We start from the raw sequence: 11,158 nt of genomic DNA on the forward strand, positions 1-11,158 counted from the left end.
AAGCTGCGGAGCCGACCCACCGCCGGAGTGCGGGCTGTTCTGCGCTTCCAGACGTGCACCAGCCAGCTGCGGTAGGACTCAACGCGCCGCGTTCAGGTAGCGCAGCACGGCGAGTACCCGCCGGTGGTCGGTTCGCGCCGGGGGAAGGTCCAGCTTGGTGAAGATGGCGGTCACGTGCTTCTCCACGCTGCGCGGGGCGAGGTGGAGCGTCTCGCGGATGGCAGCGTTGGAGCGGCCTTCGGCCAGCATCCCCAGGACCTCCCGCTCCCGCTCGCTGAGGCGGGCGACGCCCTCGTCCACCGCGGGCGCCGCCAGCAACTGCCGCACCACCTCGGGGTCAAGTGCTGTCCCACCGGCGGCCACCCGGCGCAGCGCGTCAACGAAATCGTTGGTACTGACGATGCGGTCCTTCAACAGGTACCCGATCCGCTCGGGATGCTCGGCGATCAGTTGCCGCGCGTACCGGGTCTCCACCCATTGCGAGAAGACCAGCACGCCGGTGCCCGGGTGCGCCGCCCGGATCGCCAGTGCCGCCCGCAAGCCTTCGTCGGTGAAGGTCGGTGGCATCCGCACGTCGACCACCGCTGCCTCCGGCCGGTGCTCGCCGACCGCCGCCCGCAGGTCCTCACCGTTGTCGACCGTCGACACCACGGTGAATCCGTGATCGGTCAGCAGCAACCTGATCCCGTCACGTAGCAACGGGTTGTCCTCGGCGATCACAACTCGCACGGCAACTCCACGGTGATGGTGGTCGGCCCACCGGGTGGGCTGTCCACCCGCAGCGCCCCGTCCAGCGACTCGATCCGCCGGACCAGCCCGGCCAGACCCGTACCTCCGCTTCCCGGCCGCGCCCCGCCGCGCCCGTCGTCGGTGACGGCCAGGCGCAGCGCCCCACCCGCCGCGCGGAGGTCCAGCCGGATCCGGCTGGCCCCGGCGTGCTTCGCCACGTTGGTGAGCAGTTCGGCGGCGCTGAAGTAGAGCGCCGACTCCGTCTCGGGCGCCGGCCGCTCGGGCAGGGCCACATGCACATCGACGGGCACCGCGCTGCGCGCGGCCAGGGTCTCGATCGCGGTGCTCAGACCAGCGTCCAGCGCGGGCGGGTGAATGCCCCGCACGATGTCTCGTAGCTCGGTCAGCGCCTCCATCACCGCGCCCCGGGCCTGCGCCACCATCACCCGCAGCTCTGGCTCGTCGACCCGATGCGCCATGCGGGACAGCGTCACGCCCAGCGCGACCAGCCGGGCCTGCGTACCGTCGTGCAGATCCCGCTCCACCCGCTGCAGCAGTGCGGCCGAGTCCGCCCGCAGCGCGGCCCGGCTGGCCTCGAGCGCCGCTATCCGGGCCTGATCCGGGCTCGGCTCCAGCAGTGCCCGGATCAACCGCCGGTCCAGCCATACGATGAGCCGGAAGTACCAGGGAAACGCCAGTAGCGCGGCCAACCCTTGCCCGGCCAGGCCCCAGGGGCCGCCCCATGGTGGGTCCTGCGGAAAACGGTGCATCCACACGGGATAGGTGATCCCGAGCAGCCCTCCGACGATGAGGACCCCGCCGAGGTAGGCGGCTGCGGCCATCAGCGGCAGCCGGGCGAAGCAGTACGCGAGGGCCTTCCAGCCGCTGGCGTCGGTCAGCACCGCGCCTGCCCAGCGCATCGGGCCCAGCCCCCGGCGGCGTGCGGGCGGCGGGTTCGGCCAGCTCCAGCCGAGGAACAGCCGAGCCGGCCCACGGAAATACCGTACGGTCAGCCGGGCCAGCACCAGCACACCGGTCAGCAGCGGCAGACCGATCGTCAGCAGCGACAGCGCGGAGCACACCAGCCCCAGTAGTGCGACCGCGAACGTCGGCACGGCCAGCACGGTGCCGGTGACCGCGTACCCGACCTCACGCCAGGTTCGGGCGGCCACCGGTGCGCGCAGGACCGTGCCGGCGACCGATCTCACGGGTCCACCGCCAGCGACTCCACCGGCGGGCGGCGCATGGCGACCAGCGCCGGCACCACGGTCCCCAGCAGGACCAGCCCGATCACCGCGGCCAGGCCGCCGGCCAGCTGGCCGGATGGTAGGTATGGCGTCCACGTGCCCAGCATGCCGTGCAGCATCGGGACCATGGTGACCATCGCGACCACCGTACCCACCACCAGAGCGGTGATCGTCACCGTCAGGGCTTCGCAGACGACCACGGCCAGCGCCCGGGCCCGGCTCGCCCCGACCAGCCGGGTCACCGCCAACTCCCGGCGCCGGGCCAGCAGCACGGTCACCAGCGTGTTGACCGCGGCGACCGCGGCGAACGCCACGTAGACGGCGGTCCCGGAGTACTCCGTCCACACCTGGGCCGCGGGCTCGGGCGCGCCGTGCACGTGCACGGACGTGGTGTGCGCGACCACCTTCACCATGGCGAACGCGATCGCGAGGACCAAGGGAACCAGGGCGCCGGACAGCGCCTTGGCGCGCACCGCGAGGTTGTCCGCCGCCATCGTGCCGGTACCCCCGAACAGTCGCGCCAGCGGGGCGGTCAGCCGCAGCAGCACCGGACCGAGGAAGCCGGCCCCTACACACATGGCCAGCATCGTGAAGAAACTCGACCCGTCCGCCTTTGCCGGGTCGCCGTTCGCCATCAGGATCGACAGCACCACGCCGCCGGCCACGAGCACCACCCCGATCGCGGTACGCACGACGCTGACCCGGCGCGGCGGGACGGCCGTCTCGGTCAGCGCCGTCGCGGGGCGCACGCGCGCCGGGCGCACCGCGGCGACCAGTGCGCCGACCAGTGATGCTCCGACGGTGATGCCCAACGCGGCGGGCAGCGCCGCAGCCGACGGGTGAAACGTCACGCCGGGCGGGATCACCCCGTGCCCGGTGAGCCCCGCCAACCAGGCGTGGGCGAACAGGGCGCCGAGCGGTACCCCGAGCACGGTCGCCGGCACCGCCACCACAGCGGCCTGGGCCGCCACCGCGCGACGCACCCGCCCGGGAGTGGCACCGACCGCACGCACCAGCGCGATGTCCCGGCCCTGCCGGGCGATCGACGACGTCATGGTGAGCCCGACGATCAGCGCGGTCAGATACACCGACACCACCACGAACAGCACCGCCATCTCGGGGATCAGGCTTTCGGTCAGCGCCCGCCGGGCGGCCGGGTCCAGCCGCGCGCGGGACAGCGAGGAACTGGCGCCCAGCGCGCCGGACACCAGCGCGGCGGCCAGGCACTGCGTGACGAACGGTCCGGCGAAGGCCCACGGCTGCTTGCGCAGCGCCTGCCTGACCAGCCCCGCGTTCACCGGGCCACCGCCGGCTCGCTCACGGTCGCGCGCAGCCGCTCCGCGATAGTCTCCGGGTCAGGCGTCGGACCGTCCGCCACCACCTCGCCCTCACGCAGCAGGATGAGCCGGTCACTCCAGGCCGCCGCGGCCGGGTCGTGGGTCACCATCACCACCGTCACCTGGGCCCGGTCCACCCCGCTCCGCAACAACCGCAGCACCTGTTCACCAGTCGCCGGATCCAACGCCCCGGTCGGCTCGTCCGCGTACACCACGGCGGGACGGCCCGCCAGCGCACGTGCGATGGCGACCCGCTGGCGCTGGCCACCGGACAACTCGCCGACCGGCCGACCGGCCAGCCCAGCCAGCCCGACCTCGGCCAGCACCTCGTCAAGCGGGCGCGGGCGCGGGCCACCCAACCGCCGGGGCAGCAGCACGTTCTGCCGTACCGTCAGCTCCGACAGCAGGTTGTACGACTGGAAGACGAACCCCACCCGGTCGCGGCGCAGCCGGGTCAGCGCGCCCTCGCGCATCCGCGTGACGTCCCGCCCGACCAGCCGGACCCGGCCCGATGTCGGTCGGTCCAGCCCGGCCGCGCAGTGCAGCAGGGTGCTCTTGCCCGACCCGGTTGCGCCCATGACCGCCACGAACGTGCCAGCCGGCACCACGAGCGAAACACCGCGAAGAGCGGCGACCGGCCGGCGGCGCGAGCCGTAGCTGCGGGTCACCCCATCAATTTCCACCACGTTGTCCATGCGCTTCAGCCTGGGCGCCGGCGGCGTCCCAGACATCCGGGCGGCCCGGACAGTACGGGTGCGGCTATCCGTACCGCCGAGGTCATACCGACCACTCGTCTGGTGCTGGTCAGGCGCCGCGGCTTGGCCACTTTGAGGGCCCGCTTGTCCATCAGCGAAGTGCGCCAACGCTTCGCGCAATGGCGCGAACAACTTGCCGCTAACCTGCCATAGCATCGCGTGAAACGGCCGCCGCGAGTATCTCCTGTGCCATCTTCGCTCCCTCGATGCCACGCGACCAACACGAGTGACCGATACCATCGATCCGCCCGCCCGGTCAGCCCTTGATCGATCGGTCAGGCATGCTGGTTCTGGAGGTGGAACGCCATGGCACGGATGGCGCCGGAGATGCACAACGAGATCCTTGCGGCTGCGGCGCGACGTTTCGCATTCGCTGGTTACAAGGGCACCTCGCTCCAGGACATCGCCCGCGACGTGGGCTGCTCCAAGGCGGCGGTGCTCTACCACTTCCCCAACAAGGAAGCCCTCCTGTTTGAGCTGATGGCCCCGGCGCTCACGGTAATTCGGGCGCTCGAGGGCGGCATCGCCGCCACGGCCGATCCGGCGAGCGCACAGCGGGTCGCCATGGAGGGCTTCGTCGACCTCGCGGTCCGGTTCCGGCGGGAGATGGCCCTGCTACGGGGCGAGTTCCGGGAGTTACTCGAGAGCCCCGAGTTCGCACACCTCGAACGGTTCGCCGACCGACTCGTCGACGCGATAGCCGGGCATCCCGAACGCCGGGCCGCCCGGATCGCCGCGCGGGTCATGCTCGCCGGGATCGCGGAGACGTCCGGCGACTTCGACGACGTACCCGACGACGAACTACGCGAGACGCTGTTGGCGCTGTTGAGCGGGGCGCTCGAGACCGCCGACTGACCATCCCACCAGGCCCGACGACAGGCAACTTCACGATGCCCGGCACCGAGTCGCAGCGCCGCAACTCGACGGCCGGTACTCCCGGATCGAGGTCCAGTCCGCCAAGGACCTCGGCGAGGTGACCGCAGACCAGCGAACCGTGTTCCAGAAGTTCGGTTGCGGCGGCCGTGATTCCCTCCGATCGGGGGGTTCGATTCGGCCGAGGCAGTCGGTGCGGCGGTCGCCGCGATCGTCCTTGCGGTCACCTTCGAATCGCTGGTGGCCGGGATGACCCGGCTGATGATGGGCGTCGGTGTCGGCCTGGCCGGCCTGATCGCGCTCAGCAGCGTCGTCGAGCTGGCCGCCCCTGCTCGATCGTCGCCCTGGCGGTGGGCATCGACCATTCGCACTTCATCACCTCGCGCTACTGGCAGAAGCTGCTCGGCGGAGCAGCGTCGGAGGCACGGGTCTGCCGGCTGCGCCAGGAACGCAAAAGTCGGGACCCACCGACTCGGACCGATGTTCGGGATACCCGCCTCGACGGTGCACGCCGTGTTGACCCGGCGCGGCCTACACCCGGGCCTGGCTCCACCGGCCACCGGCGAGCCGGTCCGCCGCTACGAACGCGAACGGCCTGGCGAGCTGATCCACGTCGACGTCAAGAAACCCGGACGCCTACGCGACGGCGGAGGCTGGCACATCCACGGTCGCGACAGCATCGAACGCCGCCCTGTCTGCCACCGACCCCGGGTCGCTATCCAACCCGGGGCGTTGCAATCCCTCTGCGGGCCTCACTGCCGGAGCCAGCTGTGGGCGCGGGAATGGACGCCCAACATGCTGTGTGCTTGCCCGAAGTGCGGGTGGGGTTGTGGTGGTAGGCCCAGCGCTTCACCGCAGGGCGGGATGTGAACTCCGCTGGCCCGTTAGCCGTTTGCGAACGCCGCGACTGAGCCCTTGTAGTGCCTGTCCGGTGGCTTCGACCCGGACCAGCGCGGTCAACGTGGCAGGCGTGCCGGCAGGCCCACCTGGCCTGCCGGCACGCTGGCGCCGAACGCGGGGCGGGAGCCTTGAGTCTCACGACCCGCGGTGGGTGTCAGGGCCTGAGGATCAGTCGGATCGGGCTGCCTTCCTTCTTCACGAGCCGTTCGACGCCCTGGGGCGCCTCGGACAGCGGGAGCACGTCGCTGATCGATCCGGAGAGGTCGAGGCGGTGGTGGCCCACCAGGGACACGAGCTGCTCGACGTGCTCGGGTGCGCTTCCATAGTGCCCGCGGACCTGCTGCCTCAGGTAGCTGAACAGGGTCGTCTGGTGGATGGTCAGCGGTTGGGGTGCCAGTCCGACCAGGACCAGCCGGCCCTCGTTGGCGAGGACCTCCTGGGCCTGGGTCCAGACCGGCGGGGCACCGGCCAGGTCGAAGGCGACGTCGAGGCCACGCCCGTGGGTGATCCGGCGCACCTGCTCAGCGAAGTCGTCAGCGCGGGGATCGAGGACGTGATCGGCGCCCAGGGCGAGCGCCCGGGCCCGGGCGTCCGGGATCGGATCCACGGCGACGATCGGGGCGGCCCCGACGAGACGCAGCAACTGGACGGCGTGGGCGCCCAGACCGCCCAGCCCCCACACGCCGACGGCGTGGGTGGGGCGTACGTCACCGGTGCCGACGATGGCACCCCAGGGGGTGGAGACCGCATCGGGGATGATCGCGGCCTGCTCCAGGGGAAGATCGTCGGGTACGGCGACGAGGGTGAAGTGCTCGGCGATGGCGTACTCGGCCCAGCCACCGTCGTAGTCGACCCCACGGGTCAGCGGGTGCTGGCACTGCGCGACCCGACCGAGGAGGCAGGGCGGGCAGGCGCCGCAGGGCTGGCCGGCCTGCAGCAGCACCCGCCGCCCGACCTGCCATTCGGCGGGCACCTGCTGCCCGACCGCGTCGATGACGCCGGCGACCTCGTGCCCCAGGGTCACCTTGTCGACGCCGGTTTCCAGGCGCAGGCTCCCGTCGATGAGGTGGACGTCGGACAGGCAGATGCCGGCCGCGGCGACCTTGATCCTCACCTGGCCTGATCCCGGCTGCGGGACGGGGACCTCCTCCATCGCGAACTCGCCCGTCTTGTAGTCGAGTCGGCCGGCAAGCATGGTGGACATGACATTCTCCTTGTCTCGCGGTGCTGGTGGCCCCCACCGCGCGGGGCATGATGGTCGGATGCGGCGTTTCGGGCCGCACCGCCGAACGGTGGTCAGGCGAAGACGTCCTGCTGGTAGCGCCCGTCGGCCTCGAGCTGGTCCAGCCACTTCTCGGCGTCGTCGGCAGTGCCGTCCGTGTGGCTGCGGTAGATGTCGGCCAGCGCCTTGCGTACCGACGGGGCCATCCGCCGGCCATCACCGCAGACGTAGATGTGCGCGCCGTTCTCGATCGCGGCCCAGATACCGTCGCCGTCGGCGGTGATGGCGTCCTGCACGAACCGGTACGGGTGATCCGACACGGTGGAAAAGGCCAGGTGCACCTCGGCGATACCGGCCTGCTGCCAGGCCTGCATTTCGTCGCGGTAGAACCAGTCGTGCTCGGGGTGCCGGCAGCCGTAGAACACCTTCGACAGTCCGACCTCCACACCGCCGGCCTGCTGGGCGGCGCGCTCCTCGAGGAAGCCGCGCAGCGGGGCGAACCCGGTGCCGGGTCCGACGAGGATCATTGGTGTGGCGGGGTCGGCCGGCGGGTGGAACGGCGGGGCCGGGACGCGTACGTAACCGAAGAACACGTCCCCGGGCCGCAGCCGGGCCAGGTACTGGGAGGCCAGCCCCCGGTACTCCCCGTCGCCGGACAGCGCCGGACCCTCCACCAGGCCGACGGTCAGTCGCGGCCGGTTCGGCTCGACCATCGCGGCCGAGGAGATGGAGTAGAAGCGCGGCCGGATCGGCCCGGCCAGCTCCAGGAAGACGGCCAGCGGCAATTCGAGGGCGGGGAACCGCTCCAGCAGGGTCAGGATCGAGACCCGCTTGGCGAGGATCTCGTCCCGGTAGCGCCGGCGCGCCTCGTCGGTGTCATCGAGGTAGCCCTTGAGCTGGCCGCCGGTCCACGGGCACTGGGTGTGCTCGGCCAGCGTCCGCAGGTGGGTGCGGGTAGCGACCTCCTGCAGTTCGACAAACTCCGTCAGCAGCAGCTCCGCGGTCACGGGTAGGTCGATCGGCAGATGGGTGGGTTGGCTGCCCTCCGCACGGCGCAGCCGGACCACCTGGTCGCCGGGTACCCGCAACAACCGCAGCGCCCGCGCCACCAGCTCCGGGTCGTTCTTGCCGAAGACGGCCAGGTGGTTGCCGGTGTCGTAGCTGACCCCGTCGGGCAACTCCACGGTGATCGACAACGCCTGCGGGCGGGGCGCCTCCACGCTGAAGTCCCACAGGCCGGTCGGATCGCCGACCAGCTCCTCGCTGGCCACGACCGTGATCGGGTACGCCCTCTCGGAGACGACGGCCGGGCGTACCTGCGCCTCGGTGAGGACCTCCAGCGACAGCGCATCCCCGGCGGTGGTGCTGGTGTCCGCGCCGTACTGCTCGGCCAGCGCCGTCCACAATGCGTCCGTCCAGGTGGTCGCCATGCCGTCGAAGTCGCCGTTCGCGTCGACCTCGCCGCGCGGCACGATCGGCGTCGCACCGGCCGCCAGCAGCGCCGCCTCCACCCGCTTGGGGAAGGCCTGGTAGGTCACCCAGTGCGTGTTGCCGTTGCCCAGCACCGCGATGCGCACCTGCGACATCGACCCGGCCGGCAGTCCGCCGGCGGCGGCCAGGGCGTCGAACCGCTGGGCGTTGTCCAGGGCTTTGCCGTTGTAGCTCGGCGTGACCACGACCAGGATCCCGTCGCTGGGCGGGTTGTCGGCCAGCTCGTCCAGGGTGAGCAGAGTGGTGTCGAAGCCGGACTGTTCGGCCCGGCCGGCCAGCTGCCGCGCGAGATCCTCCGACGAGCCCAGGTTCGAGCCGTATGCGACGCGCAGGGTGACGCCGACGGCGTTCACCGCGACCGCCGGTGCCTGCGGCTCCTGCGCCGCCCGCACCTCGGTGTCGAATCGCTCGTACGGCTGGCGGGAGCGTACCCGCACCAGGAAGTTGTCCGGCTTGCGGGTGAGCGTCTCCTTGACCTTGATCTGGTAGTCGTTCGGGTCGGTGATCGCGAAGTTCTGCAGGACCAGGGCAAGGGCGAGCCGCGCCTCGGTGAGGGCGAACTGCCGGCCGATGCAGGCCCGCTCGCCGTTGCCGAACGGCTTGTAGGCGTGCGGGTGGTGCTGGGCGATGTTCTCCGGCAGCCACCGGTCGATGTCGAACTCGGTCGGCCGGTCCCACGCCTTGGGGTGCTTGTGCAGCGCCGGGATGACGACCATGACCTGCTGGTCCTTCGGCAGTGCGTACCTGCCGCCGATCACGGTGTCCTCGTGCGGCGCCAGGGCGATCGCCGGGATGGGGCCCCACAGACGCAGGGTCTCGTCCAGGACCCGCGGGATCACGTTCAGCTTCATGATCGTCTCGTAGGTGGGCACCGTGTCACCGGGCAGCAGCCGGTCGACCTCCACGTACGCCTGAGCCAGCACGTGCGGGTTGCGCAGCAGTTGGTACAGGGCGTACGAGAGCAGACCGCTGGTGGTCTCGTGCCCGGCGATGAGGAACGTCACCACGTTGTTGCGGATGTTCTCGTCGGACAGCGGCTCGCCGGTCTCGGGGTCGACCGCGTTGAGCATGAGGCTGAGCAGGTCCCGGCGGTCATCGCCCCCACCCGCGCGGCGCTCGCGGATGACTTCCTCGACGAGCGATTGCATGACGCGGACGTTCTCCTCGAACGTCCGGATCTGTCGGCGCCGCATCGCGGTCACGAAGGGCGGCTGCTTCAGCCGTCCCATGGCCTCGTGCAGAGAGTCCGCCAAGGCCTGCAGGAACGGATGGACCTCCTCGCTGCCGAAGGAGTCGAACCGGTAGTCGAAGCCGGTGAGCCCGATCGTGTCGAGGGTCAGCCGGGTCATGTCGGCGACCACATCGAGGTCCTTGCCCTCGTTTCGCCGCCACTTGCCGACCAGCGCCTCGGCGACCTCGAGCATTTCCGGAAAGTAGGACTTCATCGACCGCTGGCTGAAGGCGGGCATCAGGATCCGGTGTGCCTTGCCCCAGTTCGGCTCGTCCCCCCTCGCGGTGAACAGGCCGTCCCCGGCGATCGCCCGCACGTCGCTGTGCGGCTTCTCGATCGGCTTGTAGAAGCGCGACTCGTCGCACACTTCCGCCACCAGGTCCGGATCCGATACCAGGACGAGCTCACGGCCGGGCAGCGCGAGCCGGTAGATGCCCTCGGGGAACTTACCGGCCGTCTCCTCGAAGAACGCGGCCGGTCCATCAGCCGGGATCTGCAGCGCGTTGCCGACGATCGGAACCCCACGCGGGGCGGGAATAGTGCCAAGGTTGCTCGACACGTGGACTCCATTCCTTGAGGTTGCCGGCGGTGACCGGCCGACGGGGCCGGGCTCCGGATGTCAGCCATACACTGTATGGCTGCTGCTACCATACGGTGTATGGCTACGACTGGACAGGCCGCAGGCGGCCGAGGAGACGCACGTCTCACCGAGAGGGGCATCTACACCGCGGCGCTGCGGCTCATCGACGCCGACGGGGTCGGCGCGCTGAGCATGCGGAAGCTGGCCGGGGTGCTGGGGGTGAACCCGATGTCGCTCTACCACCACGTGCCGAACAAGGCCGCGCTGCTGCGCGGCGTCAAGAACCTCGTCGCCGCGCAGTTCCAACCGCGAGTCGACGGTGGGACCTGGCAGGAACAGCTGGGCAGGTTCGCGAGGGACTTCCGGGCGCTCGCGCACCGGCACCCCAACCTCATCGTGCACAGCCTGGGCAGCCCCGACTTCATCGAGCCGGAAGACCCGTTCTGGACCGGACTGACCGACATCCTCGACAGCGCCGGCGTGCCGGCCGCGGAGGTTGCCCCCGTGGGAGCGGTCCTCACCAGCCTCTTCTCGGGCTTCCTCCTCGCCGAGGGCAACGGAGCCCTCGGTCGCCTCGCCGCCATGCAACCCGCACCGGCCAAGGCGGCATCGACCGCCGCAGCAGGCGTGGGCGCGGACAGCGATAGCAGTTTCGAGTTCGCGGTCCAGACCCTCGTCGCGGGCCTCGAGGCGCGCCTTTCCTGACGACCGCGCTCATGAATTCACATGCAACATGCCGATAGCCGGGCGGTGGCATTCCCCTCGATCGCCGGCATGGACGGACGGCTAGTGA

General features: G+C 70.9%; 8 protein-coding genes and 1 pseudogene. 3 read left to right on the top strand and 6 right to left on the bottom strand.

The features are described from left to right. Positions 1 to 78: 78 nt before the first annotated feature. The 4 genes from EFE23_RS25855 to EFE23_RS25870 are packed head-to-tail and all read right to left on the bottom strand — an operon-like array spanning position 79 to position 4,008. Positions 79 to 720 carry a response regulator transcription factor gene (locus EFE23_RS25855; protein ID WP_439650876.1) on the bottom strand — a complete coding sequence of 214 codons (642 nt, stop codon included), beginning with the start codon at positions 718 to 720 and terminating at the stop codon, positions 79 to 81. Further along, positions 717 to 1,937 (bottom strand): sensor histidine kinase, encoded by a 1,221-nt coding sequence (locus tag EFE23_RS25860; protein ID WP_158675926.1) that lies wholly within the window; start codon positions 1,935 to 1,937, stop codon positions 717 to 719. The genes EFE23_RS25855 and EFE23_RS25860 overlap by 4 nt, the downstream gene beginning before the upstream one ends. Next, positions 1,934 to 3,274, bottom strand: coding sequence for an FtsX-like permease family protein (locus EFE23_RS25865; protein WP_123243505.1), 1,341 nt, complete (start codon positions 3,272 to 3,274; stop codon positions 1,934 to 1,936). The genes EFE23_RS25860 and EFE23_RS25865 overlap by 4 nt, the downstream gene beginning before the upstream one ends. Continuing rightward, positions 3,271 to 4,008, bottom strand: a complete 738-nt coding sequence (locus EFE23_RS25870) for an ABC transporter ATP-binding protein (protein ID WP_199737239.1) — start codon at positions 4,006 to 4,008, stop codon at positions 3,271 to 3,273. Before EFE23_RS25870 ends, EFE23_RS25865 begins: the two co-directional genes overlap by 4 nt. Before the next feature lie 366 nt (positions 4,009 to 4,374). Between EFE23_RS25870 and EFE23_RS25875 the strand changes: the two genes are divergently transcribed. Together EFE23_RS25875 and EFE23_RS29795 are read left to right on the top strand one after the other, a co-directional pair. Beyond that, on the top strand, positions 4,375 to 4,923 hold the full coding sequence (locus tag EFE23_RS25875; protein WP_123243507.1) for a TetR/AcrR family transcriptional regulator: 549 nt from the start codon (positions 4,375 to 4,377) through the stop codon (positions 4,921 to 4,923). Positions 4,924 to 5,351: 428 nt separating this feature from the next. Beyond that, positions 5,352 to 5,631: pseudogene (locus EFE23_RS29795) on the top strand (IS481 family transposase); the annotation flags it as partial. A gap of 364 nt (positions 5,632 to 5,995) precedes the next feature. Here the strand turns inward: EFE23_RS29795 and EFE23_RS25885 are convergent. Both EFE23_RS25885 and EFE23_RS25890 read right to left on the bottom strand, forming a co-directional pair. Next, the gene (locus tag EFE23_RS25885; protein WP_123243508.1) at positions 5,996 to 7,045 is read right to left on the bottom strand and encodes a zinc-binding dehydrogenase; all 1,050 of its coding nucleotides are present in this window, start codon (positions 7,043 to 7,045) and stop codon (positions 5,996 to 5,998) included. A gap of 92 nt (positions 7,046 to 7,137) precedes the next feature. Beyond that, positions 7,138 to 10,344 carry a bifunctional cytochrome P450/NADPH--P450 reductase gene (locus EFE23_RS25890; protein WP_123243509.1) on the bottom strand — a complete coding sequence of 1,069 codons (3,207 nt, stop codon included), beginning with the start codon at positions 10,342 to 10,344 and terminating at the stop codon, positions 7,138 to 7,140. A gap of 99 nt (positions 10,345 to 10,443) precedes the next feature. Between EFE23_RS25890 and EFE23_RS25895 the strand changes: the two genes are divergently transcribed. Next, positions 10,444 to 11,070 carry a TetR/AcrR family transcriptional regulator gene (locus EFE23_RS25895; RefSeq protein ID WP_123243510.1) on the top strand — a complete coding sequence of 209 codons (627 nt, stop codon included), beginning with the start codon at positions 10,444 to 10,446 and terminating at the stop codon, positions 11,068 to 11,070. Positions 11,071 to 11,158: the final 88 nt, after the last annotated feature.

It is taken from the genome of Micromonospora solifontis, assembly GCF_003725545.1.
Classification (GTDB): Bacteria; Actinomycetota; Actinomycetes; order Mycobacteriales; family Micromonosporaceae; genus Micromonospora; species Micromonospora solifontis.